This window comes from Pseudomonas sp. LS44 (assembly GCF_024730785.1).
In the GTDB taxonomy this organism is placed as follows: Bacteria; Pseudomonadota; Gammaproteobacteria; order Pseudomonadales; family Pseudomonadaceae; genus Aquipseudomonas.
In genome coordinates this window covers 1704577-1731189 of sequence record NZ_CP102830.1, presented here as the reverse complement: position 1 = coordinate 1731189, position 26613 = coordinate 1704577, and the positions used below count along the sequence as shown (strand labels likewise).

Below are 26613 nucleotides of genomic sequence, written 5' to 3'. Positions count from 1 at the left end.
CACTTGAAGCCAGGTTATGGCCGGCATGTATCGGCTCTATGTCTGTAATCGCGCAAATTGTTACGCTTCGGTTTCAGTCGCGGCTTTCGCTCAGCAGCTGACGTAACAGGCGATGCAACTGGACCTGGTCGACCGGCTTGCGCAGCAGCGCGCGCAAGCCCTCGGCCTGCACTTGGCCCTCGCTCAACTGGTCGCTGAAGCCGCTGTACAGCACGATCGGCAAGTCCGCGCGCAACACCAGCAGGCGCCGCGCCACTTGCAGGCCGGTCAGGCGCGGCATGCTCTGGTCCAGGATCACCAGGTCCCAAGCGTAGGGATCGGCGCAGAGCACCGCGCAGGCCTGTTCGGCGTCGCCGAAATGGCGCACCTGCAGGCCCCAGTCGGCCAGGCGATCGGCCATGAACTCGGCCACCATTGGCTCGTCGTCGACCACCGCCACACGCCCGCGCAACGGTTCCGAGTGCGACGGCACGACCAATGCGCCGGCCTCCTCCAGACAGGGAGTGCCCTCGGCCAGCGCCGGCAGGAAAATCTGGAAGGTACTGCCCTCGCCCAGCCGGGAGGCGACGTGGATGTGCCCCGAGTACTCGTGCACGATGCCGTGCACCAGCGACAGGCCCATGCCACTGCCCTGCCCGCTGGCCTTGGTCGAGAAGAACGGCTCGAACATGTGCTCGCACACCGCCGCCTCGATGCCCGGGCCGCTATCGCTGACACTGAGCACCACGTACCGGCCGCCGAACGGCTGCCGGCAGGAGGCGCAGATGCCGCGCTGCATGGCCTGCACGCCCACCGCGATGCGCAGCTGACCGACCCCGGACATGGCGTCGCGGGCGTTGATGCACAGGTTCATCAGCACCTGCTCCAGCTGCACCGGATCGACCAGCACCGGGGGCAGATCGACCGGCAAGCGCGTATCGATTTCCACGCTGGACGGCAGGCTGGCCTCGACCAGCTTGATGAAGCCGCCGACCCGCTCGGCCAACGCCACCGGCTGCGGTTGGCCACGGCTACCACGACTGAAAGTGAGCATCTGCTGGATCAGATCGCGGGCCTTCTCGGCTGAGCGCTGCACGCGGGTCAGGTGGTGACTGAGGCGCTGATCGGGCAGTCGCTCGGCCAACTCCTGGGCCATCACCGTGTAACCGAGCATGCCGGTGAGCAGGTTGTTGAAATCGTGGGCCACGCCACCGGTCAGGTGCCCGATCGCCTCCATACGCTGCGCCTGGCGCAGCTGCTGGGCGAGCGCCGCGCGCTGCTCCTCGGCATGCTTGAGCTCGGTGATATCACGCAGGTAACCGATGAATTGCAGGCCATCCGGATTGTCCACGGCGCTCACCGTCAGTTCGGCGGGAAATTCCTCGCCGTTGGCCCGCCGCAACTGCACCTCGACACGCCGGCCGCTCATCAAACGCCAGCCGGCCAAGTAGGCCTGGAAGCCGCTGCGCATCTTGTCCCGGTGGCGCTCGGGGAGGATCAGGTCGGCCAGCGGCTGGCCAATCGCCTGCTCGCGGCGGTAGCCGAAGCACTGCTCGGCAGAGGGGTTGAACGCCAGTACACGCCCCTCGCCATCGGTGCTAATGATGCAATCCAACGCCGTGCTGACGATCGCCCGATACTGCTGCTCGCTGGCGCGCAGGGCTTGCTCTGCCGCCTTGCGCTGGGTGATTTCACGGGTGATACCGAGGATCCGCTCGACCCCGCCGATAGTCGTGCGTTTGAGCACCACCTCGTCCCAGTGCAGGCTGCCGTCGCGGTTACGCCGGTGCCACTCGAAGCGCTGCAGCTCACCATCGCGGGCCCGCGCCAGCCAGCCGGCGGCGTCCTCGCCGGTGTAGGGGCGATAACCGGCACTGAAGTCGTCGATAGTCAGGCCGAGCATCTCTTCATAGCGGTAGCCGTAGGCTTCGCAGGCCTTGGGATTGACGTCGACCAGCACGCCGCTGTGCAGGTCGTGGACGAAGATGGCGTCTTCCGAGCTGTCGAAGATCGCCCGGTAGCTGGCTTCGGCTTCGCCGCTCTGGATTTCCGCCGCAGCGCGCACCGAGAAGACCTTAAGCAACGCCTCGGTGAGATCCGGGGACTCCAGCGTGCCGCGGCTGGAGACGGAAATCAGGCCGATCGGCCGGCCATCGGTGGCGAACAGCGGATAGCCGGAATAACTGTTGAGGTGGAATTCCTTGATGAACGGATCCTCGGGAAAGCGCGCCTGGGCATCGTTACCGACGAACTGGAAACCCAGGTCGATCACCCGCTCGCACGGTGTACCGGTCAGCCGATAGGTGACGTTGTCGCGCAGCTGGCCATCGAAATACAACGCCACGGTGCGCAGATGCTTGACCCGGTCGCCCTGTAGATGGGCGATGGCGACGATGTCGGCGCCCAGCGAACGCCCCAGGTAGCGAACGATCTCGCTGAACACCGCCTCACCGCTGACCGCCGAAACGCCCATCGCGATATGCCGCAGCGCCTCTTCCCAGCGCTTGCGTGCGGTGATGTCGGTGGACATGCCGCACACCGCGATGACCTTACCGTGGTCGTCGAACAGCGGAATCTTGGTCGACAGGTAGGTGCGCCGCCCGCCGGCCAGCTCGACCTGCTCCTCGAACTCCAGGGCCTGGCCTAGTTCGGCGACGCGCCGGTCATTGGCGCGCAGCTCATCGGCCTCGGCCGAGGGGAACAGCTCATGGTCGGTGTGGCCGATAACTTCTGCGGCGCTGCGTCCGAATAGCTCTTCGAACGCGCGATTGACCAGCTGCAGGTGACCCTGCAGGTCCTTCACGTAGATCACCGCACTGCTGTTGTCGACGATCTGTCGTAACTGATGCTCCACCGTACTGGTGGCGAGGATCCTGGGCAGGGGGTGATTCATGCGCACATCCTCGGCGGGGAGCGAGACTCTGCGCTGAGTATAGGGGCGTGTCCACAGGACTCGAGGAGGTCGCAACCGGGTTGAAACAATTGAAACAAAACAGGCTCTCAGCGCGGCACGAACATGTAGCCAACGCCACGCACCGTGCGGATCAGCTGCGGTTTGTCGGGGTCGGGCTCGAGCTTGCGGCGCAGGCGGGCGATGCGGATGTCGATGGAGCGGTCGTACGGATTCCAGTCGCGCTGCTGGGTCAGGTTGAGGATCTGGTCGCGCGACAGCGGGCGGTTCGGCCGCTGCACGAAGACCTGCAACATCTCGAACTCCATGGCAGTCAGCGGCACTTCGGCGCCGTTGGCATCGAACAACTGATGGCGCTGCAAATCCAGGCGACAGTCGCCGAGCGCCAGTAAGTCGTCGTCGGCCGCCGCCTCCACGGCGGCGCTGGGCTGGCGGGTATAGCGACGCAGCACGGTTTTCAGGCGTGCCAGCAGCTCACGCGGGTCGAAGGGTTTGGCCAGGTAGTCGTCGGCACCGACTTCCAGGCCGACGATGCGGTCCAGCGGCGTGCTGGCACCCGAGATCATGATCACCGGCAGGTCGTGATGCTCGCGCAGGAAGCGCGCCAGGCTCAGGCCGTCCTCACCGGGCAGGCCGACATCCAGCAGCACCACGTCCGGCAGCTGCTCAGCGAGCAGCGCACGCATTTGCTGGCTATCCGCCGCGAGCGCCACCTCATAGCCGTGCCCGCCCAGATAGTCAGCGAGCAACTCGCGTATGTCGGCATCGTCGTCCACCGCCAGGACCCTGATCGGCGCTGCCATGCTGCCCTCCTCTTCGCGCATCCACCCCAGCCACTATAGCTGCCGGCATCTGCGGCCAACGCACAGCTGGTCAGGGCAGCATGAAAAACGGCGCCTCTCGGCGCCGTTTTTTCCATCGGGTGATTTAGCGCGAGGCTTTGCGCCGCAACGCCGCCGGGCTGAAGTTCGAATCGTCCGGGGCCGGCTTGCTGAAATCCGCGGTGCCGGGCTCTTCGTTGTCCAGCCATTGCACGCCGTAGCGGCGCGCTTGCAGGTCGTGGAAGGTATCCAGCGCCGTCCAGACGGTCGGCAGTTCGTAGAAGTTCTTCAGATACGCCATCGATACGCGCCACAACTCGCCGCGGCCATCGAACTGGTCAACCACCGCCGCCCCCCAGCTATCTTCATCGAGGAACAGGGTGCGCTTGGAGTAGATATGCCGCGCGCTGGCTTTCAACTTGCCCTCGACCACCCACACCCGATGCAGCTCATAACGGGTGTATTTGGGGTTGAGGTGGCCGGGCAGCAGCAAGTCGTCGTACTTCACCTCGGGGCTGGTGAGCTTGTAGTTGTTGTACGGAATGTAGAGTTCTTTCTTGCCGACCAGCGTCCAGTCGTAGCGATCCGGTGCGCCGTTGTACATGTCGGTGTCATCGGCGGTGCGCAGGCCATCGGAGTCTTCGATCGGCGTGTCGTAGGCCAGCGTCGGCGCGCGACGGACGCGGCGTTGGCCGGGGTTGTAGGCCCAAGCCTGGCGCGGCTCTTTGACCTGATCGAGCATTTCCTGGAGCAACGCACCGTTACCGGCCAAACGCGCCGGCGCGGTGGTGAAGGTCAGGTAATAGAACAGCGTGTTGTTCAGTGTCGCGTAGCTGCCTTTGGGATCGTAGAAACGAAACAGCGCTTCGTCCTGCGAGGTCACCAGCGAGTAGGCGCCGTTACGCTGGATACCGGCCTGCGCGGAACGGCGCACCACATAGCTACCGCGGTAACGAGTGATGTGATTCCACACTGCTTCCAGGCCGCTCTGCGGAACCGGGAAGGGCACGCCGCCATAAGCGTCGGCGATGCCGTTACCGTCGTTGAGCAGCTTGGCACTGGTGGCATTCTTGAACATGTTGTCGTACACCCACTGCGGCGCGGAACCGGAGCGCCGAGTCGGGTAGACCGGGATCTGGAAAGTCTCCGGATAGGCAGCGAACAAGGCGATCTGGCCGGCCGTCAGGTTGGCTTTGTATTGCTCCAAATTGGCTTTGCTGATGGTGAACAGCGGTTGATCCGCGGCAAATGGATCGACATGGTGCTGCCCCGGCCCTTTGTAGCCGGTCGGTGCCTGGGTGATACCGCCCTGCCAGACAGGAATGGTGCCGGCGGCGTTAGCGGCTTTTTCGGCACCGAACGGCGTGAGGGTGGTTTTCAGTGTCGCGGCCTGTTCCGCCGAAACGGTCGCCAACGCATCCGTCGTCCCGAAGGCGAGGATGATGGCGGCAACGAGCAGTGAGGGCTTTTTCAACATGCTGCGGTTCTCCAGGATCAGTCGATCGCCCGGCGTGGATCGGGCCGGGCGCTAGGTATCAGAACGAGTACTTGGCGTTGAGCGATACGTTGTCCCGGTCGCGCGTGCTGTTGTTGTCTCCGGCGCCGTAGTACTCGGTGTACTGCATGCCTACTTCGAAACTGTTCAGGTAGCTGGCATCGATCCCGAGGGTGTGTGCCTTGCGCCCCTCGATGAAGTTGCCGGTGCGATCCGAATTGCCCTGGAAATCGTTCTGGAACACCACGTAGGGAGTCAGCTTGACCCCGGCGTAGACGTCGTTCCAGCTACCCGATAGCAGCAGCGTGTAGCCGTAACTATCGCGGCTGATCTGATCGCTGTCGCCGTTCTCTGGGTCGCCATAAGCCTTGTCGGTGGCGCTGGTGAATTTGCGCTGCGAGCCGTCAAAGGCGGTGTATTGCAGGCTGCTGCCGCGGATGTGCTGGGAGGCGATTTCAGCGACGCCGAACAGCGAGTCGAAGCTCAGCAGCGGGCCGAAGTTGTAGATGGTCGACAGCGACAGATTGAAGGTTTCCGCTCGTTCGTAGTTCTCGAACAAGCCCGAGCGGCACAACGGCTTGCCGGCCACCAAGGCGCACGCCTGCGTGCCGGGTACGCTGTTGTCGTACAGCGTGGTGTTGCCAGATATGCCCTGCACCAGCAGATCGCCGAGGAGGTCGTCAGTAGTGGAGATACTGATCGGCGCATTCGGCCGGTAAGCGACTTCACCAGACACCGAGGCGTCGCCCAGGGTGGTGTTGAAGCTCAGGCCGTACATGCGGATGTCTTCGACATAATCACGGCGCGCCTGGGCATTGCTGGCGACATCCAGGGTTGCCAGACCGAACTCCGCACCGGGCGCACCGAGCCCAGCGGCAACAGCGCCAAGCGTGGCCATGTCCACGCCTTCGTAACCGCTGAGGTCGACGGCAACCTGCGGTTCCTTGGCATGGTAGTTGACGAAATAGGCGCCAAATTCAGTGGAGTTGAGCTGCTCAGCAACGTAGCGGAACGCCACGCCAAACTGCCCGTCGTCGCGTGCTTCGATATCCGGGCCGACGTTGGCGACTTTGAAGGTGCCGGTGGCCGGATTCAGATAGGCATTCGGGCCAAACGGACCATTGCCGACCAAACCAAACTGCGCCGCCAGCGGATAGGCACCGAGCAGTTGGGCGAACGCCGGATCGTCGATCGAGGTGTAAGCCGTATTGCCGCCATCGGCGAACAGATCGGTATCGCTGAAATAGGTACCCACTGGGTCGAGGCGGGTCTCCTTCCACTTCCACTGGTAGAAGGCTTCCATCGACAGATTGTCAGTCAAACCGAAGTTGAAGCTCAGCGCCTCGACCGGCACCAGCACCTCTTTCAACTCGGAGCCGGGCAGGTGGAATTTGGCGGCATCCACCGGATTGGTGGTGTTGATGCCACCCCGGTAGAACACGCCCTCGCCCCAATTGAACACCTGGCGACCGACCTTGGCGCTTACTGGCTGCTCGTAGATATCCCAGTTGCCATACAGGTAAGCATCCAGCAACTCGGCCTTGCGGCCGGCAATATGCCGGGTGTCTTCGGTGAATTCGTTGTCGTTCGGGAAGTTCTGACTGGGCCGCTCGACTCCATTGGTGGTGGAGTAGTAGTCGTTGCGTTTGTCCATGATCTGCGTGTCGTAGTACGCCGTGCCGCGGACGAACAAGCCATAGTTCTGGTACTTGGCCGACAGGTCGGAAGTCACTTTGTAGACTTCGGAAACCAGGCCGGTATCGAAGTTGCGGTTACCGTCATCGGCGTTGATATCGGTGATGTTGTCGTCGTCCCGCCCCTGCACACGCCACATGGAACCGTAAGACAGGGTGGTATCCAGTGAGCCGCTAATCTGGTTATCGACAACGCTGAACTCGGCTGCTTGCGCCGCTCCAGCGATCAGTAGCGGCAACAATCCAAGCATTGCACCGGCCTGCCAGGGTCGATACATCAGCTTTGAACACGCTTGCATCCTCATCGGCAACGCTCCTTTTACGGCCAAGATTATCGATCGACGTTTGCCGTCGCTCTGTTGTTATTTTGTCTCTCGGCTGCCGATCCACTGAGGCGTCCGCCCGGTCGGATTTAAGCAGAAAGCTTCTTTGTTGGCGCTCCCCCGTGGCGCACCACGAAATCGGCTTATGCCCTCAAATTGGCACGATAGTGCACGGAAAGTAACAAAGTGTTGCCCTCCCTGCCAACTGGTCTGCGGATAAATTTTCTCGCCGCTGGCGAATACCAAAACGACGCGCAGAGACGTCGTTCGATGCTGCGTAGGCTTTCAGCCATGCCAAGGCACGTGCCGGCATAGCTGATGGCTTGCCCAGCCGATCTATACGGAGAACCGCGAAACCATGGTATTCAGCGCTACCGCCAGGCGTGACAGCTCCTGGCTCGCCGCGCTGGTCTGGTTGGCCCCGGCAGAGGTTTGCATCGACAGATCGCGGATATTCACCAGATTGCGGTCCACTTCGCGTGCCACCTGAGCCTGTTGCTCGGACGCACTGGCGATCACCAGGTTGCGCTCGTTGATTTCGGTGAACGCTGTAGCAATCCGGTCCAGCGCCTGGCCAGCGGTCTGTGCGACGTCCAAAGTCGAGCGCGCACGGCTGTTGCTGTTCTGCATGGCGGCAACCGCCTGATCGGTGCCCTGCTGAATACTCCCGATCATCTGCTCGATTTCTTGCGTCGACTGCTGAGTGCGATGCGCCAAGCCGCGCACTTCATCGGCGACCACCGCGAAACCGCGACCGGCATCTCCGGCACGCGCGGCCTCGATTGCCGCGTTGAGGGCTAGCAAGTTGGTTTGCTCGGCGACCGAGCGAATCACATCGAGCACCTTGCTGATGTCGCGCATCTGTCCGGCCAATTGCTCGACTTGGCAAGCGGTGGAAGTCACATCGTCAGCCAGGTGGCTGATCGAATCGACGGTCTTCAAGACTTGTTCTCGGCCTTGCTGCGCGGTGCGATCCGACTGGCGCGAGGCTTCCGACGTGGATACCGCGTTGCGCGCCACCTCTTCCACTGCGGCGGTCATTTGGTTTACCGCAGTGGCAGCCTGCTCGATCTCATTGCTCTGCTGGTGCAAGCCGCGGTTGGCATCCTCGGTCACCGCGCTCAGCTCTTCCGAGGCAGAGGCCAACTGATTGGACGACTCGGAAATCCCCATGATCGTGTCGCGCAGACTTTGCTGCATGGTCTTCAGCGCCGCCAGCAAACGCGCGGGCTCATCCTGACCACTCACTTCGATGAATGCCGCGAGGTTGCCGCTGGCAACCCGCTCAGCGACCTTCACCGCTTCGTTCAAAGGCAAAACGATACTGCGCGTCAGCAGCGTGGCCAGAGAGATGGTCAGCAACGCCGCAACTAGCATCACCGAAATTACTCCGGTGCGGGCGATGCCGTAGGCCTTATCTGCTAACGCTGCCGACGCCTTAGCGCCTTTATCATTGAGCGTGGTGAGCTCGTTCAGCGCTTTGCTCATGTCATCGGCGTGCTGGTTCAGAACGCCATTGGTGATCGCCACCGCCTCGTCAAATTGCTGTTGCCGAACAAGATCCATGATCTTGCCCTGCTGCTCCATGTAAGCGGCCTCGGCCTGCTCAAAACGTTCGTAGAGCACGCGTTCTTGCGGACTGGAAATCAGGCCGGCGTATTCGCGCAGGGAATCGCGTACCTGGGCCTTGAGGTCGACGAGCTTGGCAGTGTTCGCCTGTACCGCCTGGTCGTCACGATTGACCAGCAGCCGCAGGGTCAACGCACGTACCCGCTGGACGTTCTGACCGATCTGATCGAGGGTAATCAGGCTAGGCAACCAATTGTCCTCGACACGATTGGATTCAGCGCGCATATCGGCCATTTTCAGCAGCGCAAACCCACCGAGGACGAGCACCAACAAGGCGACCAGACCGAAGCCTAAACCTGCCCGCAAAGCGATAGTCAGATTCCTCAACGCCATATTCGCGACTCCTTTTTTATTATTCATATCGGTCATCAGACCAAGCCGCAGTCTGCCGGCCGAATGGTCTTCCCTAAGTTGTATCGACTGAGCTATCACTCTCTTGATCCTGCCGAAAACAAAAAACCCGGTGCCTTTCGGTCACCGGGTTGATGGGTTGCAGGTCAGCTAATCAGCGGCTAGAGCCGAGCTTTCCTTGTTCGTCGGAGAAGACGATTTCGACCCGGCGATTCTGCGCACGCCCTCGATTGGAGGCGTTCTCTGCCACGGGGAAGTCAGAGCCGAAACCCTGCACCTGAATGCGCTTGTCCTCGATGCCAAGATCGATCAGCGCATCAGCCACGGTTTGGGCGCGCGCCTTCGACAGACCGAGATTTTCCTGCTTGCCGCCGATGCTGTCGGTGTAGCCCTCGATGCGGACTATCCGGCGCGGATTCAACTGCAAGAACTGCACGAGTTTAAGCACCGTACGATTGGCCGCCGGCTTCAATTCCGAATTGCCGGCATCGAATAGCACATCGCCCAGAGTCATCACCAACCCGCGATCGGTCTCGGTGGTGGCCAGACTGACAATCTGCTCTTCAAGCCATTTGCCCTGCTCCTGAACACTGAGCATTTTGGCTTCTTTGAGTGACAGCTGGAGGCGTTCAAGTTCGAGCTCGAGCTTGACCGCACGCTCCTGATTCAGCGCCAACGCGGTATGTTGCTCTGCAATGTCGCTATAGCGCTGGCTCAAATAGGCGTATTGCTGGACGTCTTCACTGCTGCCCCAATAGCTCGACAGGCGATCGGCGCGGGCCAGCGACTCACCGGCGCGAATGACATCCTTGGGTGCGATGCGCAACACATCGGGATCTTCCTTGACCTTTTGAAAGCGCTCCTGCGCCGCCGCCAAGATCTGCTCGCTGCTCTGCGAAGCGGTACAACCGTTCAAGGCCAACACCACCAGCAGCGCAGCGGTAATTCTCTCGATATTTCCCATCACTGCAGATCCCCCAACTGCTTGCGCAGACGTTTGATCCGCGAATTCAGTTCGTCCAGTTGCTCCTGACTTTTACGGGTCAGAACGCGAGCTTCGGCCAAGCGCGCATCCAGCTCAGCTTGTTCGGCAAAGACCCGGGCGCGCTTGTAATCTTCTTCGCCCATGTTCTTCTGCGCTCTGGCGAGCTTTTGCTCCGCCAGCTGCATCTCGGCGATTTGCTCGTTCGCACCTATGGCCTTGGCTTGTTGGACCGCCTGCTCGCTGAGGTGCATCTGTTCATTTGGCGCGGGGTCATTCGCGCAACCGGCGATGACCAAAGAGGCCAGGCCTATGGCAACTATGCGTTTATCGCTCACGAAGCTCTTCCTGCTGATTCGGGGCTGCTACCGGCTGCAGCTGCTGGGCCTTCCAGCGCTCAAGATTGCGCTGCAACAAGGTTTCCGGCATGCCGGCGGCGGTCAATTCTGTCATCTTTTTTGCCAGCTGTCCGCGCAGCCAGGCATCGTTGCAAGCCGAGTTATGCGACAGCGCCAGATAAAGACCCTCGCTGGAAATCGGCGGATCGAGCGCTTCAAGATCGCCCCGCAAACCCAGGGTGTCAGCCACAGCCAAACCGGGATAGCGCTCGTAAAGCACATAGTCGGTACGGTCAAGAAGCAGCTTCTGAAATGCCTGGGTCAGGCTAGGCACTGGCTCGAGAGCCAAGTCGGTCTTGGCGAAGCTGTCGAACTGCTGACCAAAACTGTTACTCACCAAAGTTCCGCCACTGCGACCGCGCAGGTCTTCCCAGCTGCTGTAGGGAAACTCCTTGCCTTTGCGTACCCACACCACACTGTGGGCCGTAAATACCGGAGGATGCACATAATCCATGGTTTCCAAGCGCGACAGCGTGATAACGGCTCCGGCTAGCATGTCGACCCTTCCCGTGCGCACTTCCTCCTGGGCCCGCGACCAAGGCCCGCTGTCGATCACCTCTATTTTTACTCCCAAATCCTTGCCAAGCTGCTCCAGCAAGTCGGCATTAGCGCCGATTAATTTCTTGGGATTTACGGGGTCACGCCAAAGATACGGGGGATACTCCGGATTGCCGGTTGCCAATAGACGCTCACATTTACCCGCAGCCACTCCCCAAGTCGGTAACAAGACACATGCGATTAATAGCGAAGGCTTGAGAAGCTTATAAACGTACATAGCTATTTCCCTTACTGAAGGCAGCCAGATGAACAGCAACCTCTGTTCGAGCCGCTAGGCTTCATGCTAATTTCGAAAGCAAACCATAATAATTATTAGCAATAAAGGATTGAGAACTGATGAAAAAGCTATTGCTTGGCTTGGTTCTGATTTTAGCCGCCGCAGCCGCAACCCTTTACCTTTCTCCCGCCGCGTTTCTTGCCACCATCCGCTTTGTCGATCTACAGCGGGCGGGTCTTTCACACGAGGTAAAGGAAGTCGCGAATCTTAACATTCACTATTACGAAGGCGGCCCAACGGACGGGGAAACCATCCTTATGCTGCACGGCTTTGGAGCGAACAAGGACAACTGGCCCCGCTTCGCGAAGTACTTCACCAAGCGCTATCACGTGATTGCAATCGACTTGCCAGGCTTTGGCGATAGCAGCAAGCCGGATGCCAGCTACGACGTGGGTACTCAAACGGAGCGGCTAGCCGCCTTCACCAAGGCTCTAGGGATTGAGAAGGTGCATATCATCGGCAACTCCATGGGCGGGCATATCAGCGCCCTATTCGCCGCGCGCCATCCCCAGCAAGTCCTTTCAGTTGCGTTGATCGACAACGCTGGAGTAACCGCACCAACACCCGGCGAGCTTGCCTTGCGCCTGAAGCGCGGCGAGCCAAATCCACTGATAGTCACCAAACCCGAAGATTTCGATCAATTACTGAAGTTCGTGTTCGTTGAACCGCCGCGACTCCCAGAGCGGGTAAAGACTTATCTAGCTCATATGGCCATTATCAATAGCGACCATAACAACAAAATTTTCCAGCAACTGATGGAGCGGTATATCCCGCTAGAATCTGAACTTGGGAAGATCCAAGCACCCGCATTGTTACTCTGGGGGGATCAGGATCGAGTGCTGAATGTATCCAGTATCGAGGTGATGAAACCGCTACTGAAAAATCCCACCGTGGTGATCATGAAAGACTGTGGCCATGCACCGATGATCGAACGCCCTCAGGAAACGGCCGAACATTACCAGGCATTTCTTGATAGCGCGCAGACCCACTGAACATAAAAAAACCCGCTCGATGAGCGGGTTTTTTATGTCACTGAAAGACTGGATCAGACCAGTTTTTCCAGCTCCGGAATGATCTCGAACAGATCACCAACCAGGCCGTAATCGGCAACCTGGAAGATCGGAGCTTCTTCGTCCTTGTTGATCGCGACGATCACTTTGGAGTCTTTCATGCCTGCCAAGTGCTGGATCGCGCCGGAAATACCGACGGCGATGTACAGCTGCGGCGCGACGATCTTACCGGTCTGACCGACCTGCATGTCGTTCGGCACGAAGCCAGCGTCGACTGCGGCGCGCGAAGCACCAACAGCGGCGCCGAGCTTGTCGGCCAGGCTGTACAGGTACTTGAAGTTGTCGCCGTTCTGCATGCCGCGACCGCCGGAAACGACGATCTTGGCAGCGGTCAGCTCCGGACGGTCGGACTTGGCCAGCTCTTCGCCGACAAAGCTCGACTTGCCGGCGTCGCCGCCAACGCTGACAGCTTCAACGGCTGCGCTGCCGCCTTCGGCTGCGACCGGATCAAAACCAGTGCTACGCACGGTGATCACTTTCACCGCGGCCGAGGACTGCACGGTGGCAATCGCGTTGCCGGCGTAGATCGGACGCTGGAAGGTGTCAGCGCTGACTACTGCAGTGATCTCGGAGATCTGGTCAACGTCCAGCAGCGCGGCAACGCGCGGCAGGATGTTCTTGCCATTGCTGGTAGCAGCGGCCAGCACGTGGCTGGAACCCTTGCCCAATTCGGCGACCAGCGGTGCGATGTTTTCCGGCAGCTGATGAGCGAACGCGGCGTTGTCGGCGACCAGCACCTTGGCGACGCCGGCGATCTTCGCTGCGGCTTCAGCTACGGCACCAACGTTCTGGCCAGCGACCAGTACGACGATTTCACCACCGATCTTCTGAGCTGCTGCCACGGTGTTCAGAGTGGCAGGCGCCAGGGCGGCATTCGTGTGTTCTGCAACAACCAAGATAGTCATTTAGATTACCTTCGCCTCGTTCTTCAGTTTCTCGACCAGTTCGGCCACGGTCTTGACCTTGATACCGGCGCTACGTGCAGCCGGCGCTTCGACCTTGATGGTCTTAACGGTCGAGGCGGTGGATACGCCCAGGGCGTCCGGAGTGATCACATCGAGCGGCTTCTTCTTCGCTTTCATGATGTTCGGCAGCGAGGCGTAACGCGGCTCGTTCAGACGCAGGTCGGTGGTGACAATGGCTGGCAGGGCCAGGCTCACGGTCTGCAGGCCGCCGTCGACTTCACGGGTGACGCTAACTTTGTCGCCAGCAACTTCAACCTTGGAGGCGAAGGTACCTTGAGCGTAACCACTCAGTGCGGCCAGCATCTGCCCGGTCTGGTTATTGTCGCTGTCGATAGCCTGCTTGCCAAGGATGACCAACTGCGGCTGTTCCTTGTCGACTACGGCTTTCAGCAGCTTGGCCACGGCCAGGGAGTTCAGCTCGTCGTTCGACTCGACCAGGATCGCCCGATCGGCGCCCAGAGCCAGTGCAGTGCGCAGTTGCTCCTGAGCAGTGGTAGGGCCGACGGAAACCACTACGATTTCGCTGGCGACGCCCTTCTCTTTCAGACGTACCGCTTCTTCCACGGCGATTTCGCAGAAGGGGTTCATCGACATTTTGACGTTGGCCAGGTCAACGCCGGAATTGTCCGCCTTGACGCGAACTTTGACGTTGTAATCGACCACTCGTTTGACAGCTACAAGAACCTTCATGGATTCCTCGTTACTCTCCGGTGAATAAGAATGTCGCCAAGGCGTACCCGGCTGGTGTTGCACGCCGGCCGGAACCGGCGGTCAGCCCTTAAAAATTGGCGGGCGCAAAACCGCCCGTATCTTGACGGCATACCCCCTTTCGGTCAATACGACCAGATAGCCGTTCATGCCGCTGGGTCCGCTGCTCACTAGGGTTAAAGAATTCAAACAAACGTTCGTATTGGACCCTGCAAAGCCTGTGGATATAATGCGCAGGCATCGCTCCAGGAAGGAGCCGGCCCTCCAAACATAAAATGTCCAAGCCCTGAGTAGGAGATAGTCTGTGGAACGCGAATTTATGGAATTCGACGTCGTCATCGTCGGCGCCGGCCCTGCTGGTCTGTCCGCCGCCTGCCGACTCAAGCAGAAGGCCGCCGCCGCGGGCAAAGAGCTCAGCGTCTGCGTGGTCGAGAAAGGTTCCGAAGTCGGCGCCCACATCCTCTCCGGTGCGGTATTCGAACCGCGCGCGCTAAACGAGCTGTTCCCCGACTGGAAAGAGCTCGGTGCCCCGCTGAACACCCCGGTCACGCGCGACGACATTTACATGCTCAAGAACGCCGACAGTGCGATCAAGGTGCCGAACCTGTTCGTGCCCAAGACCATGCACAACGAAGGCAACTACATCATCTCCCTGGGTAACCTGTGCCGCTGGCTGGCGCAGCAGGCCGAGAATCTCGGCGTCGAGATCTACCCGGGCTTCGCCGCCCAGGAAGCGTTGATCGATGAAAACGGCGTGGTCCGCGGCATCCTCACCGGCGACCTCGGCGTCGACCGCGAAGGCCATCCGAAAGAGGGTTACTACACCCCAGGCATGGAACTGCGCGGCAAGTACACGCTGTTCGCCGAAGGCTGCCGTGGCCATATCGGCAAGCAGTTGATCAAGCAGTTCAACCTGGATTCCGATGCCGACGCCCAGCACTACGGCATCGGCATCAAGGAAATCTGGGACATCGATCCGAGCAAACACCAACCCGGTCTGGTGGTACATACCGCCGGCTGGCCGCTGAACGTGGTCGGCACCGAGAACACCGGGGGCTCTTTCCTCTATCACCTGGAGAACAACCAGGTGGTGGTCGGCCTGATCGTCGACCTGTCCTACAGCAACCCGTTCCTTTCGCCGTTCGACGAGTTCCAGCGCTACAAGCACCACCCGGTGATTGCCCAGCACCTGGAAGGCGGCAAGCGCGTGTCCTATGGCGCACGGGCGATCTGCAAGGGCGGCCTGAACTCGCTGCCGAAGATGGTCTTCCCGGGCGGCGCACTGATCGGCTGCGACCTCGGCACCCTGAACTTTGCCAAGATCAAGGGCAGCCACACCGCGATGAAGTCCGGCATGCTCGCCGCCGAAGCGGTGGCCGATGCGCTGCTGGCCGACGGCCAAGGCGGCGATCTGCTCAACAGCTACGTCGATGGCTTCAAGGCCAGCTGGCTGTACGACGAGCTGTTCCGCAGCCGCAACTTCGGCCCGGCACTGCACAAGTTCGGCCCGCTCGTTGGTGGCGGCTTCAACTGGCTGGATCAGAACATCTTCGGCGGCAAGATCCCCTTCACCCTGCACGACACCAAGCCGGACTACGCCTGCCTGAAGCCGGCTGCCGAGTCCACGCGCATTGACTATCCGAAGCCGGACGGCAAGTTGAGCTTTGACAAGCTCTCCTCGGTATTCCTCTCCAACACCAACCATGAAGAGGAACAACCCTGCCATCTGAAGCTCACCGACCCGAGCATCCCGCTGGCGAAGAACCTGCCGTTGTATGACGAGCCGGCGCAGCGCTATTGCCCGGCCGGGGTGTACGAGATCGTCACCCAGGAAGATGGCGAGAAGCGCTTCCAGATCAACGCGCAGAACTGCGTGCACTGCAAAACCTGCGACATCAAAGACCCGGCGCAGAACATCACCTGGGTCGCCCCGGAAGGCACCGGCGGGCCGAACTACCCCAATATGTAACTCGGCAAACAAACTAAAAAGGCTCCTTCGGGAGCCTTTTTTTATTCCGTCGGCTGCTGGCCGATCGGGAAAAACTCCCCGCTACTCCAGACGCCCAACCAATCCTGGCCATCGATCTGGCGGGTAACCGCCAACTCCACCAACTGATAAAACACATTGCGGTGGATCAATGCTTCCAGGTTGCTGCGCACCAGCACGTAAGGGGATGGCTCTTCAGTTTCAGCATCGAGGATCACCCGAAGCGGATGCTCGGCATTGGCCACGACCTCATCATCAACATTGGTGAAAAACCGCAAACACTGCGCTTCACCCTTGCCTTCTACCTGCAGGGTGACAGCCACGAAAGGTGCATCGTCGACTGTGATTCCGACCTTTTCCACCGGAGTGATGAGAAAGTAATCGTCGGCATCGCGGCGAATAATCGTGGAGAACAACCGCACCATCGGCTTTCGGCCGATCGGGGTGCCCATATAAAACCAGGTCCCGTCGCGTGCAATCCGCATATCGATGTCGCCACAGAAATCCGGATTCCATAAATGTACAGGCGGTAGGCCTTTTTCGGCTTTGGGAATCTGCGCCAGCAGATTGCCGGCCTTGCCTGGATCATTCATTAAACATTCTCCTATTCGCTCAAACCCAGCAGACGGCGAGCGTAATCCTGTAACGGCGGGCCGATGAGGTCCTCCGGCTTATTGTCATAGAACGTGAGGAAGCCGCCCCGGCTACGGATACTCGCCGTATCGACGAGATAGCGGGTATTGGTTTCAACCAGCATCAACTGGATCGTTCCGCGATCCACGCCCAAACGATCCACTGCCTCCTGATCCTCCCACTCTTCGGGCGTGCCAATGCGGTCATCCGCTGCGGCAAAGCGGCTATACAGCAGATAATGTGCACCCGCCGAGCGGGCCTGACTCATCGCCTCTTCCAGGCCAACCGGGCCACGAGCGCGGCGGACCATCGGGAAATACGGTACGAAGCCATTGAAAGCCTCTTCAGCTACCACGTTGGGACGCGGATACGCGCTGCCCGGTGGTAAGAAATACCCCTGAGCGATATAGATGAAAGAGTCGGGCTGCAAGCGCCAAGGGCTAGCTCGACGTATCTCGCTATGATCGAGAAAACCGGCATCGCTCAGCTGTGTGTGGGCGCCATCAGTGAGGTCGCTGACCTTCATACAACCCATCAGCAGCAGAAATGCGAACAGCGGAATCAGACAACGCATTGCAATTCTCCCAAGCCGGTGACGGAAAACCGGCGGACAGAAGCTCTCTGCAGCTTCCGCGCCAGCTCTGCGCTCGCTGCTCTGCAATGCAAATTAGCCACCGATAATTTTCATGACGGTTGCGCCGCCAGAAAACGCCACTTCCTGTTTATCCGCCAGCGTCTTGACCAGTAATCGCTGCAAGGCGGGCAAGGCCTGGTGGCGCGGCTTATCGAGCAAATCGCCGATGTAATGTCGATTGCTCGACGACAGGCAACCATGCAGCCAGCCAGTCGACGACAGCCGTAGGCGTGAACAGGTACGGCAGAACGGAACGGACTCGTTGGCGATCACGCCAAAAAATCCCTGGCCAGGGATTTCATAACGCAGCGCCGTTGCATCCAGAGGTGCGGGCGCCTGTGCATAGCCATAGCGCTCACCGATCAGCGCGAGCAACTCGGGCATGCCAACGAACTGTTGCAGGAAAGCATTCGGATCGCGGGCCAAATGGCCCATCCGCATCAACTCGATAAAGCGCAGCTCGAAACCACGCATGAGGCAGTAATCCAACAGCGGAAGTACTTGATCGAGATTGTGGCCGCGTAACGGCACCATATTGATCTTGATCTTCAGCCCCGCCTCGCGCGCTTGGTCGAGCCCGCCAAGCACACTGCTCAGATCACCGCCACGGGCGATTTTGCGGAACGCTTCCGGATCAAGGGTATCGAGAGAAATATTCAGACGCCGGATGCCAGCATCCAGCAAAAGCGGCAACTTACGCGCCAACAACTGACCGTTGCTGGTGATACTGATATCTGCCAGACCCAAACGCCCGACGCCTTGCAGGAATGGTTCAAGTTTGGGACTGACCAGTGGCTCGCCACCCGTGATACGCAAACGCTCAATGCCAGCCGCCTCGATCAGATAGGCAACCCCCTGAACCATGGCGTCAGCCGACAGCTCATCCTGCGCGGCGACAAGACGCTTACCGTCCGGCACGCAGTAGGTGCAAGCGTAGTTACAGGCGGCGGTCAGGCTGATCCGCAGGTTGCGGAAACGCCTGCCCTGGCGATCGACGATCATGGAAAAGCTCCCGCGATGTCTTACTGGAGTATATCCCTACCGCCAGCGGCGCCCATACGCCGCTACGGTGGCGACCTCAGTTGGCGGAGGGATCACCCTCGCGCTTGCGCTTGTTGCCCATGCGCACGCCGATATCCATCAGGAACTGGAAGAAGCCATCCTGATCTTCAAGCACATTGCTCCAGAATGGCGAGTGATACAGCGCCACGGCGCCATGCACCAACGCCCAGGCAGCGCAGTAATGGAAGTACGCCGGCACATCCTCCAGCTTGCCCTCCTCAATGCGCCCTTTGATCAACTGGGTCAGGCGCTCGAAGTTTGATGCACGGATCTTATGCAGTTCATCGACCATTTCCGGCACTTGATTGCCCTTCACCACTTTCTCTTCCAAGCGGTCGAACAGGCGATAGCGCTGCGGGTCGCGCATGCGAAACTCGAAATACGCACGTGACAGGGCTTCCTTGTCACGCGACACATCCTCGGAATGGAACAGGCTGTTCAGGTCACGCTCATAATCCAGCATCAGCCGCAGGTAGATCTCGGCCTTGGATTTGAAGTGCTTGTAGATAGTGCCTTTGCCAATGCCCACAGCGTCGGCAATCATCTCGACCGTCACGCTGTCTTCCCCCTGCTCGAGGAATAGCTTCAGCGCAGTATCGAGAACTTCTTGCTCACGACGACGAAATTCGCGGATTTTACGAGGTTCTTTCTGCATAAATAGACTGCAAGGTCAAAAAAACGAAGGGGCGTATTATGCCTATTCAGGGCTAAATTGCACGGATCTAAACCTATGTATGCCTATCGAAATGAGTTTACTCAAGCCTCGGGACTGCGCTATCTCAATCATGCCGCCGTCGCCCCGTGGCCACGCCGTGCCGCAGAGGCTGTCGCGCGCTTCGCCGAGGAAAATGTTTCCATCGGTGCACGCGACTATCCGAACTGGCTAATCCTGGAAAATACCCTGCGCGACCGACTCAAACGCTTGCTCAACGCGCCGAGTCGCGATGACATCGCCCTGGTAAAAAATACTTCCGAAGCGCTCTCCTTCGTGGCTTTTGGTCTGGACTGGAAAGCTGGCGACCAAATAGTCATCAGCAACGAAGAATTCCCCTCTAACCGCATCGTCTGGGAAGCCCTGAAACCTCTAGGCGTCGAAGTGAAGCAGGTGGATTTAAGTGGTGACGACCCAGAAGGCGCCCTACTCGCCGCTTGCGGACCGCGGACTCGGCTGATGTCGATTAGCGCGGTGCAATACGCCAGTGGCCTTCGGCTTGAATTGGAACGTCTAGGCCACGGTTGCCAGCAGCGAGGGGTGCTGTTTTGCGTGGATGCCATCCAGCAATTGGGCGCCCTTCCCTTCGATGCGCAAGCATGTGCATGTGCGTTTGCTATGGCGGATGGGCATAAATGGATGCTCGGCCCTGAAGGTCTAGGCGTCTTTTACTGCCGCAGCGATCTACGCGAGCAGTTGAAACTCCACGAGTACGGCTGGCACATGCTCGAACATGCCGGCGACTATGATCGCAGCGACTGGCGACCCGCGCGGTCTGCTAAGCGTTTCGAATGTGGCAGCCCCAACTTGCTAGGCGCGGTAGCCCTGGAGGCCAGCCTGTCACTGCTGGAAGAAGTGGGTATGAGCGCGGTCGGCCAAGCGCTGAACGAGCGGATACATTGGCTACAGAATGGGCTTGACCGGATTACCGGTGTCACGCTGCATAGCCCGCGCAATCCAGCTCGACGCGCTGGGATTCTGACTTTCAGCCTTGACGGTTGGGATCAGCGCGCCCTCTTCGAGAAACTGAAAAACGAGCAGATCGTGTGCGCCCAGCGCGGGCCGGGTATTCGTTTTTCACCCCATTTCTACACCGAAGGCCATGTTATTGAAGAAGCCTTGACCGTTCTAACCCAGCTGGCATCTAGGTGAGCACTCAGCAGTAGTTCATGTATTCCAAATCCGTTTAAAAAACGAACATTAGTAATCTGGACGATCAGCGATCTTCACCAATACTCAGAGTACTGGCGTGCGACATCTCCCCCCAAGTGTCCCGCCAGCCAAGGTACCGTGGACTGCGTACCTTGATTTACTCCTAATGGTCTTGACCCGGATTCATCCCCCAGAACCCGGGTTTTTTTTATCCGCGATTTAAGCCCACCAACGGAAACAGACGCTGAAAATTGCTCGTAGTCTGTTCGGCCAACAGATCAAAACTTACACCACGCAGCTCAGCGAGAAACTCAGCGACATCGCGAACATACTGCGGAAGATTCGGCTTACCGCGGTGAGGAATGGGCGCCAAGTACGGGGAGTCGGTTTCCACCAGCAGGCGATCGGAGGGGACTCGGCGTGCCACGTCACGCAATGCATCGGCATTGCGAAAGGTGACGATGCCGGACAGCGAGATGTAGAAGCCTAGATCCAGCGCGGCTTTGGCCATCTCCCAGTCTTCGGTAAAGCAATGCAGCACCCCGGCTTGTGACAAGGCCGCCTCGCGCAACAGCTCCAAGGTATCGGCGCGCGCCGTCCGGGTATGCACGATGACTGGTTTACCGGTGATTTGCGCCGCTTGTAGGTGCAAGCGAAAAGCCGTGCGCTGCAGCTCCGCGGCTTCCGGCTCATAGTGATAATCCAGCCCGGTCTCGCCTATCGCGACGACACGCGGATGCTCCAACTCGCTGAGCAACCAGTCTAGCGCTGGCGCCGCCCCAGGCTCCAAATCCAACGGATGGATACCCACTGAGCAGTGAACATCCGGATACTGCTCGGCGAGTCTCTTCACTACGGAAGCATTCTCGGCACTCACGCCGATGCAAAGAAAATGACCAACGCCAGCTTCACGGGCGGCAGTTAACGCCGCGTCGAGGCTGCCGTTGTGGGCTGAAAGATCGAGACGATCCAGGTGGCAATGGGAGTCAATTAACATGAAAACCTCAAACCGGACGGCGACCTTGTAAGCCGTGACGCCGGGGCTGATGCACTCGCCGATAGCTTGAGGTTGGCCGCCTGCGGCAATTACATCGTGTGGGTCGGACGATCGGAAGTCAGGGCGCCAGCCAGATAGGTTTCGATCTTGTTACGCGCAGTGTTGTCGCCATCATTGAACTGCACGCCGACACCAGCAGCGCGATTGCCCTGGGCACCCTTGGGCGTGATCCAGACCACCTTGCCGGCAACTGGAATTTTTTCAGGCTCATCCATCAAGTTGAGCAACATAAACACTTCATCGCCGAGCTTGTAGCTTTTGTTGGTGGGGATGAACAAGCCGCCATTCTTGATGAACGGCATATAGGCGGCATAGAGCACGGACTTGTCCTTGATAGTCAGAGACAAGATCCCGTTACGCGGGCCAAGATTTGGTGGCAAGCTCATGCGGCATTCCTAACTGACTGGTGCGCCGATTCTAGCCTTGTCCAAGCAGGCTTGCCCACTGCACCAACAAGGCTTCGAGAAGCAACACACGGTTGAGATTGGCCTTGGCCAAGACTTTCTGCCGATTGGCCAATAGCCACTCTTGCAGGGAAAGGATTTTCGCCGGGGTGGTCTTGTCGGCCAGATACTGAACCACCTTACGCATGTCGGCGAGCCCCAGGCCTGACTCATCACGCGTCATCTGGTAACGCAGGATCAATAGCGTCCAATCGCAGAACCAGTCGAACAGCAAAGGCAACGGTACGGCACTCCAGCCTTCAGCCAGCTGACTCGCCGCCTGCTGCTGTTTGAGCAGTTTTTTTACCCCCTCTACAACCTGAGCACGCTGCGCGATCGCGCCCTGCTCATGTAGACGTATCGCGGTCAGTGGCGAGCCTGCCGCTAACGTCAACAGCTCGCGGCGCTCATCCTCGCTGCTTTGCGGCAACGCTTGCGCCAGCCAGGCTAAACTCATTTCCGTGCTGGGTAACGGACAGGCTTGCTGTACGCAGCGACTTTTCACGGTTGCCAGCAACCGGCTCGGCTGGTGACTGATCAGCAACAGCACGGTATCGCCCGAGGGCTCTTCGAGACTTTTCAGTAGCGCGTTGGCGGCGTTCAAGTTCATTGCTTCGACCGGCTCGACCAACACCACCTTGCGGCCACCCAGCTGCGCGGTTTGCACGACAAAGCTCACCAGTTCGCGAACCTGATCAACCTTGATCGCTTTATCCGCCTCTTCTGGCTCGAGAATAAAGTTGTCAGGATGCGTCTCTGCTGCCAGCAGCAAGCAAGCCTTGCATTGGCCGCAAGCGTGTAAGCTAACTGGCGTGCGGCACAGCAAACGAGCCATGAGCCGTTCAGCCAGGGCGCGTTTGCCAATCCCCGCCGGCCCATGCAGCAGATAGGCGTGTGCGTGCTGAGCACGCCCAGCTAGTTGCTGCCAGAGGTCGTCTTGCCAGGGATATGCCTCAGCCACGTGCACGTTCCACAATCTGCGGCAGCAAACTATCTAAATCACGCTGCACTTGCGTCAATGACTGCGCGGCGTCGACGATGCGATAGCGCTCCGGCAACGCCTCGGCCCGGCGCAAATAGGCGAGGCGCACCGCCTCGAAAAAAGCCCGCCCTTCTTGCTCAAAACGATCGAGGCGTCCACGAGCAGCCGCTCGGGACAAGCCGATCTCTACCGGCAAATCGAATATCAGCGTGAGGTCCGGATTAAGATCGCCCTGAACGAAGCGCTCGAGCTCGGCGATACGAGCTTCCGGCAGCCCGCGACCGCCACCTTGGTAGGCATATGTTGCATCGGTAAAACGATCACACAGCACTATCGCGCCGCGCTGCAATGCCGGCCGAATCACCTCGGCCAAATGCTGGGCTCGCGCCGCGAAGACCAGCAGCAGTTCGGTATCTGCGGCCATTGCCTCATCGCTGTGCGCCAGCAGCAGCTCACGAATCCGCTCCGCCAGCGGCGTGCCGCCAGGCTCACGGGTTAACACCACTTCAAGATCGTGCTCGCGCAAGCGCTGCGCCAAAAACTCGCGGTTAGTGCTCTTGCCGGCGCCTTCGGGCCCTTCAAGAGTGATAAACAAGCCGGTCACTGGCTGTCCTTAATAATGGTGGCATCCGGAAGCGGTGCCGGGCTGGAGCGATAGTCTGCGCGCCGCTTGAGCTGAAACTCCCGCACGGCGCGGTTGTGCGCGTCAAGATCAGCGGAGAATACGTGGCTACCATCGCCGCGTGCGACGAAATACAAACTGGTGCCACCCTGAGGATGCAGCGCTGCACGAATGGCTTCGCGGCCGACCAGCGAGATCGGTGTCGGTGGCATCCCGGCGATCAGGTAGGTGTTGTAAGGCGTAGGTTCGCGCAAAAAGGCTCGGGTCAGCTTGCCGTTGTAACGTTCGCCAAGACCGTAAATCACTGTGGGATCGGTCTGCAGGAGCATGCCCTGCTGAAGCCTACGGACGAACACTCCCGCGATCTGGCCCCGCTCCTGCGGCACACCCGTTTCCTTCTCGATCAGCGACGCCATGATCAGCGCTTGGTACGAATCGCGGTACGGCAAGCTGTCCGAACGTCTTTGCCATTCTTCATCAAGCACTTGAGTAAGGCGGCTGTAGGCCTGCTTGAGCAGGTCCGCATCGCTCATCCCGCGCACATACCGATAGGTGTCGGGGAAGAAGCGCCCCTCAGGAAAGACACCGGGCTGACCGAGATGGGCCATAAGCTCAGGGTCACTCAGTCCAGCCACGGTTTGCTTGAGCTTGTCCTGTTTGGCCAGAGCCGCGCGCACTTGACGGAAGTTCCACCCTTCAACCAGCGTCAGGCTGTACTGCACCACCTCGCCCCGCTGCCATAAGCCGATCAAGTCGATGGCCCGCTGCCCAGGCAACAAGCGGTATTCGCCACTGTGCAGCGGCTGGCCATCCAGATTGAAACGCCAATATAAACGCAGCCAGAAGGCATTCTGCAGAATACCCTCGCGCTCAAGACGATTGAGCACACCACCTGGAGTGGCACCGGCAGGAACGTCAAGGAGCTGTTCGGCACTCACGCTCAATGGCTGTTGTAGTGCTGCACGCTGCTGCCAAGCGGCAAACGCCACCAACAGCCCAGCCAGCAAAAGGCCGACTTGTAGCAGCAAGAGAACTTTACGAATCACGAATCAACAGTCCACTAGATCGCCGGCGATGCTCTGGAGTTTACGGGTGAGCGAGCCGACCGGCCAGTCATGATCCAGCAGCGCGCGCACCGGCCAGATGCCGTAGAGACTGTTGCACAGAAATATCTCATCAGCATCCAGCAACTCCGCGTAGCTGATATCGCGTACGACGGCGGTGATACCACGCGCCGAGCACTGCGCCAACAACTCGGCACGCATCACGCCGGCCACGCCGCAGCGCTGTAAATCCGGAGTGGCCAGTATTCCATCCTTAATTAGAAACAGATTGCTGAACACGCCTTCGATGACCCTTCCGGAAACATCCAGCATCAAGCCCTCAGCGTGCTCGAAATCCTGCCATTCGGCACGGGCCAGGACTTGCTCCAAACGGTTCAGATGCTTCAGCCCGGCGAGCAGGGGTTGTTCGGCAAGCCGCGTTTGGCAGGAAAACAAACGTACGCCATGTTCGGCGTTTTTTGCAGGGTAGTCAGGCCAAGGACTTGCCTGCAGAATTCGCCGTGCTTGTGCCGATACTGAAGGAGCGTAGCCACGCACACCGTCGCCGCGAGTCACGATCAGCTTAGCGACGCCCTCACCGATCAGCGCACAGAAGCGCAGCAGTTCGGAATGGACAAGGTCTACATCACAGGGCAAGGCTAAGCGCGCGCAGCCCTCCTTCAAGCGGGAGAGATGCCGAGCCAAGAGCAGCGGCTGGCCATTCTTTACGCCGATGGTTTCGAACAACCCATCGCCGTAAGCGAGACCGCGATCCTGAACAGGAAGTGTCTCGCTGGGGCAACCGTCGACCCAGGTCAGCATTAGCCGGCGAACCGGCGAAACACCAGCGAGCCGTTGGTACCACCAAAGCCGAAGGAGTTGGAGAGCACGACATCAATCGGCAGCTCCTTGGCTTGATGCGGAACGAAATCAAGGTCACAGCCTTCGTCCGGGTCGTCGAGGTTGATGGTCGGCGGCGCCACCTGATCGCGAATCGCCAACACGCTGAAGATCGCCTCCACCGCGCCCGCCGCGCCAAGTAAATGGCCTGTCATCGACTTGGTCGAGCTGACCGCCAGCTTGTAAGCATGATCGCCGAATACCGACTTGATCGCAGCCGCCTCAGCCAGATCACCGGCCGGAGTCGAGGTGCCATGAGCATTGATGTATTGGACCTGATCGACACTCAGGCCGGCATCACGGATTGCGTTGGTGATGCAACGGGCGGCACCGGCACCGTCTTCCGGCGGCGACGTCATGTGATAGGCATCGCCACTCATGCCGAAACCGATTAACTCGGCATAAATAGTGGCGCCACGCGCTTTCGCATGTTCGAGTTCTTCGAGCACCAAAGCGCCGGCACCATCGGAAAGAACGAAACCGTCACGCCCCTTGTCCCACGGACGACTGGCACGGGTCGGGTCGTCATTACGGGTAGACAGCGCGCGCGCCGCGGCGAAACCGCCAATTCCCAGTCCGCAGGCTGCCATCTCGGCGCCCCCGGCAATCATGACGTCAGCCTCACCATAGGCAATGTTGCGGGCCGCCATGCCTATGCAATGCGTGCCTGTGGTGCAAGCCGTCGCAATCGCGTAGTTCGGTCCCTGCAATCCCAAATGGATGGACATGAACCCAGAAATCATATTGATGATCGAGCCGGGCACAAAAAACGGCGAAAGACGCCGCGGCCCTTGCTCATGCAATACCTTGCAGTTGTTCTCGATATTGGTGAGGCCACCAATCCCGGAACCCATCGCCACACCGATGCGCTCACGGTTGGCGTCAGTTACTTCCAGCCCCGAGTCACGAATGGCCTGGAAACTGGCTGCCATCCCGTACTGGATAAACAGGTCGAGTTTGCGAGCCTCTTTGGCTGACAAATATTGCTCGACATTGAAATCCTTCACCGAGCCGCCAAAACGGGTGGAATAGGCAGAAAGGTCCATATGCTCGATCGGACCAATGCCACTTCGGCCAGCCAGAATACCCTGCCAGCTGCTCGGCACATCGGTACCCAGCGGCGACAACATGCCCAGGCCGGTGACCACAACGCGTCTACGCGACACAGTAATCTCCTTCATCTATCTACTACATTGATTGCGCTTAAAGAAAAGCCGCACGCCCG

Annotated in this window: 24 protein-coding genes; 3 read left to right on the top strand and 21 right to left on the bottom strand. The window is 59.5% G+C overall.

What is annotated here, in order from left to right:
* Positions 1–73 precede the first annotated feature (73 nt).
* From NVV93_RS07810 to NVV93_RS07775, 8 genes are all read right to left on the bottom strand, one after another.
* Positions 74–2872, bottom strand: a complete 2799-nt coding sequence (locus tag NVV93_RS07810; protein WP_258253859.1) for a PAS domain S-box protein — start codon at positions 2870–2872, stop codon at positions 74–76.
* A 107-nt stretch (positions 2873–2979) separates the two neighbouring features.
* A complete protein-coding gene (locus NVV93_RS07805; RefSeq protein ID WP_258253858.1) occupies positions 2980–3693 on the bottom strand; it encodes a response regulator in 714 nt (237 codons plus the stop codon).
* Between the two features lie 124 nt (positions 3694–3817).
* Positions 3818–5188: a DUF1329 domain-containing protein gene (locus NVV93_RS07800; RefSeq protein WP_258253857.1), complete on the bottom strand. Its 1371-nt coding sequence runs from the start codon at positions 5186–5188 to the stop codon at positions 3818–3820.
* A 58-nt stretch (positions 5189–5246) separates the two neighbouring features.
* On the bottom strand, positions 5247–7205 hold the full coding sequence (locus NVV93_RS07795) for a DUF1302 domain-containing protein (protein ID WP_258253856.1): 1959 nt from the start codon (positions 7203–7205) through the stop codon (positions 5247–5249).
* Between the two features lie 354 nt (positions 7206–7559).
* Positions 7560–9185: a methyl-accepting chemotaxis protein gene (locus tag NVV93_RS07790; RefSeq protein ID WP_258253855.1), complete on the bottom strand. Its 1626-nt coding sequence runs from the start codon at positions 9183–9185 to the stop codon at positions 7560–7562.
* Between the two features lie 172 nt (positions 9186–9357).
* On the bottom strand, positions 9358–10167 hold the full coding sequence (locus tag NVV93_RS07785) for an OmpA family protein (RefSeq protein ID WP_258253854.1): 810 nt from the start codon (positions 10165–10167) through the stop codon (positions 9358–9360).
* Entirely contained in the window at positions 10167–10493 is a 327-nt protein-coding gene (locus tag NVV93_RS07780; RefSeq protein ID WP_258254313.1) for a DUF4398 domain-containing protein, read from the bottom strand. The genes NVV93_RS07785 and NVV93_RS07780 overlap by 1 nt, the downstream gene beginning before the upstream one ends.
* Positions 10494–10512: 19 nt before the next feature.
* On the bottom strand, positions 10513–11358 hold the full coding sequence (locus tag NVV93_RS07775; protein WP_258253853.1) for an ABC transporter substrate-binding protein: 846 nt from the start codon (positions 11356–11358) through the stop codon (positions 10513–10515).
* A 119-nt stretch (positions 11359–11477) separates the two neighbouring features.
* Here NVV93_RS07775 and NVV93_RS07770 point away from each other — a divergent pair, with 119 nt between their 5' ends.
* Entirely contained in the window at positions 11478–12410 is a 933-nt protein-coding gene (locus NVV93_RS07770; RefSeq protein ID WP_258253852.1) for an alpha/beta fold hydrolase, read from the top strand.
* Positions 12411–12463: 53 nt separating this feature from the next.
* Here NVV93_RS07770 and NVV93_RS07765 read toward each other — a convergent pair whose 3' ends face one another.
* Positions 12464–13393: an electron transfer flavoprotein subunit alpha/FixB family protein gene (locus tag NVV93_RS07765; protein WP_258253851.1), complete on the bottom strand. Its 930-nt coding sequence runs from the start codon at positions 13391–13393 to the stop codon at positions 12464–12466.
* The gene (locus NVV93_RS07760) at positions 13394–14143 is read right to left on the bottom strand and encodes an electron transfer flavoprotein subunit beta/FixA family protein (RefSeq protein WP_258253850.1); all 750 of its coding nucleotides are present in this window, start codon (positions 14141–14143) and stop codon (positions 13394–13396) included.
* 322 nt (positions 14144–14465) lie between these two features.
* Here NVV93_RS07760 and NVV93_RS07755 point away from each other — a divergent pair, with 322 nt between their 5' ends.
* The gene (locus NVV93_RS07755) at positions 14466–16130 is read left to right on the top strand and encodes an electron transfer flavoprotein-ubiquinone oxidoreductase (RefSeq protein ID WP_258253849.1); all 1665 of its coding nucleotides are present in this window, start codon (positions 14466–14468) and stop codon (positions 16128–16130) included.
* A 41-nt stretch (positions 16131–16171) separates the two neighbouring features.
* Here NVV93_RS07755 and NVV93_RS07750 read toward each other — a convergent pair whose 3' ends face one another.
* The 4 genes from NVV93_RS07750 to NVV93_RS07735 all read right to left on the bottom strand — a co-directional run bounded on the left by NVV93_RS07750 (position 16172) and on the right by NVV93_RS07735 (position 19132).
* Positions 16172–16741, bottom strand: coding sequence for a DUF1285 domain-containing protein (locus tag NVV93_RS07750; RefSeq protein ID WP_258253848.1), 570 nt, complete (start codon positions 16739–16741; stop codon positions 16172–16174).
* 11 nt (positions 16742–16752) lie between these two features.
* Positions 16753–17355 carry a DUF4823 domain-containing protein gene (locus tag NVV93_RS07745; protein WP_258253847.1) on the bottom strand — a complete coding sequence of 201 codons (603 nt, stop codon included), beginning with the start codon at positions 17353–17355 and terminating at the stop codon, positions 16753–16755.
* Between the two features lie 93 nt (positions 17356–17448).
* Entirely contained in the window at positions 17449–18417 is a 969-nt protein-coding gene (locus tag NVV93_RS07740) for a GTP 3',8-cyclase MoaA (RefSeq protein WP_258253846.1), read from the bottom strand.
* Positions 18418–18493: 76 nt separating this feature from the next.
* Complete coding sequence (locus NVV93_RS07735) at positions 18494–19132, bottom strand: TetR/AcrR family transcriptional regulator (RefSeq protein ID WP_258253845.1); 639 nt, start codon at positions 19130–19132, stop codon at positions 18494–18496.
* A gap of 75 nt (positions 19133–19207) precedes the next feature.
* Between NVV93_RS07735 and NVV93_RS07730 the strand changes: the two genes are divergently transcribed.
* Positions 19208–20341: an aminotransferase class V-fold PLP-dependent enzyme gene (locus NVV93_RS07730; protein ID WP_258253844.1), complete on the top strand. Its 1134-nt coding sequence runs from the start codon at positions 19208–19210 to the stop codon at positions 20339–20341.
* A 208-nt stretch (positions 20342–20549) separates the two neighbouring features.
* On the opposite strand, the gene NVV93_RS07725 is transcribed toward NVV93_RS07730, so the two are convergent.
* From NVV93_RS07725 to fabF, 7 genes are all read right to left on the bottom strand, one after another.
* A complete protein-coding gene (locus NVV93_RS07725; protein WP_258253843.1) occupies positions 20550–21338 on the bottom strand; it encodes a TatD family hydrolase in 789 nt (262 codons plus the stop codon).
* Between the two features lie 89 nt (positions 21339–21427).
* Entirely contained in the window at positions 21428–21784 is a 357-nt protein-coding gene (locus tag NVV93_RS07720; RefSeq protein ID WP_090238100.1) for a PilZ domain-containing protein, read from the bottom strand.
* 31 nt (positions 21785–21815) lie between these two features.
* On the bottom strand, positions 21816–22802 hold the full coding sequence (locus NVV93_RS07715) for a DNA polymerase III subunit delta' (protein WP_258253842.1): 987 nt from the start codon (positions 22800–22802) through the stop codon (positions 21816–21818).
* The gene (gene tmk / locus NVV93_RS07710) at positions 22795–23427 is read right to left on the bottom strand and encodes a dTMP kinase (protein WP_258253841.1); all 633 of its coding nucleotides are present in this window, start codon (positions 23425–23427) and stop codon (positions 22795–22797) included. The genes NVV93_RS07715 and tmk overlap by 8 nt, the downstream gene beginning before the upstream one ends.
* Positions 23424–24491, bottom strand: a complete 1068-nt coding sequence (gene mltG, locus NVV93_RS07705) for an endolytic transglycosylase MltG (RefSeq protein ID WP_258253840.1) — start codon at positions 24489–24491, stop codon at positions 23424–23426. Before mltG ends, tmk begins: the two co-directional genes overlap by 4 nt.
* 3 nt (positions 24492–24494) lie before the next feature.
* Positions 24495–25310 carry an aminodeoxychorismate lyase gene (gene pabC, locus NVV93_RS07700; RefSeq protein ID WP_258253839.1) on the bottom strand — a complete coding sequence of 272 codons (816 nt, stop codon included), beginning with the start codon at positions 25308–25310 and terminating at the stop codon, positions 24495–24497.
* Entirely contained in the window at positions 25310–26554 is a 1245-nt protein-coding gene (fabF, locus tag NVV93_RS07695) for a beta-ketoacyl-ACP synthase II (protein WP_258254312.1), read from the bottom strand. The genes pabC and fabF overlap by 1 nt, the downstream gene beginning before the upstream one ends.
* Positions 26555–26613 lie beyond the last annotated feature (59 nt).

Coding starts and splice junctions, on each gene's coding strand:
- NVV93_RS07805 (WP_258253858.1), bottom strand. CDS start 3,693: ATGGCAGCGCCGATCAGGGTCCTGGCGGTGGACGACGATGCCGACATA.
- NVV93_RS07775 (WP_258253853.1), bottom strand. CDS start 11,358: ATGTACGTTTATAAGCTTCTCAAGCCTTCGCTATTAATCGCATGTGTC.
- NVV93_RS07750 (WP_258253848.1), bottom strand. CDS start 16,741: ATGAATGATCCAGGCAAGGCCGGCAATCTGCTGGCGCAGATTCCCAAA.
- pabC (WP_258253839.1), bottom strand. CDS start 25,310: ATGCTGACCTGGGTCGACGGTTGCCCCAGCGAGACACTTCCTGTTCAG.
- NVV93_RS07790 (WP_258253855.1), bottom strand. CDS start 9,185: ATGGCGTTGAGGAATCTGACTATCGCTTTGCGGGCAGGTTTAGGCTTC.
- NVV93_RS07720 (WP_090238100.1), bottom strand. CDS start 21,784: ATGAGCTTGCCACCAAATCTTGGCCCGCGTAACGGGATCTTGTCTCTG.
- NVV93_RS07785 (WP_258253854.1), bottom strand. CDS start 10,167: ATGGGAAATATCGAGAGAATTACCGCTGCGCTGCTGGTGGTGTTGGCC.
- NVV93_RS07735 (WP_258253845.1), bottom strand. CDS start 19,132: ATGCAGAAAGAACCTCGTAAAATCCGCGAATTTCGTCGTCGTGAGCAA.
- NVV93_RS07760 (WP_258253850.1), bottom strand. CDS start 14,143: ATGAAGGTTCTTGTAGCTGTCAAACGAGTGGTCGATTACAACGTCAAA.
- NVV93_RS07795 (WP_258253856.1), bottom strand. CDS start 7,205: ATGAGGATGCAAGCGTGTTCAAAGCTGATGTATCGACCCTGGCAGGCC.
- NVV93_RS07770 (WP_258253852.1), top strand. CDS start 11,478: ATGAAAAAGCTATTGCTTGGCTTGGTTCTGATTTTAGCCGCCGCAGCC.
- NVV93_RS07730 (WP_258253844.1), top strand. CDS start 19,208: ATGTATGCCTATCGAAATGAGTTTACTCAAGCCTCGGGACTGCGCTAT.
- NVV93_RS07800 (WP_258253857.1), bottom strand. CDS start 5,188: ATGTTGAAAAAGCCCTCACTGCTCGTTGCCGCCATCATCCTCGCCTTC.
- NVV93_RS07810 (WP_258253859.1), bottom strand. CDS start 2,872: ATGAATCACCCCCTGCCCAGGATCCTCGCCACCAGTACGGTGGAGCAT.
- NVV93_RS07745 (WP_258253847.1), bottom strand. CDS start 17,355: ATGCGTTGTCTGATTCCGCTGTTCGCATTTCTGCTGCTGATGGGTTGT.
- NVV93_RS07765 (WP_258253851.1), bottom strand. CDS start 13,393: ATGACTATCTTGGTTGTTGCAGAACACACGAATGCCGCCCTGGCGCCT.
- NVV93_RS07740 (WP_258253846.1), bottom strand. CDS start 18,417: ATGATCGTCGATCGCCAGGGCAGGCGTTTCCGCAACCTGCGGATCAGC.
- NVV93_RS07725 (WP_258253843.1), bottom strand. CDS start 21,338: ATGTTAATTGACTCCCATTGCCACCTGGATCGTCTCGATCTTTCAGCC.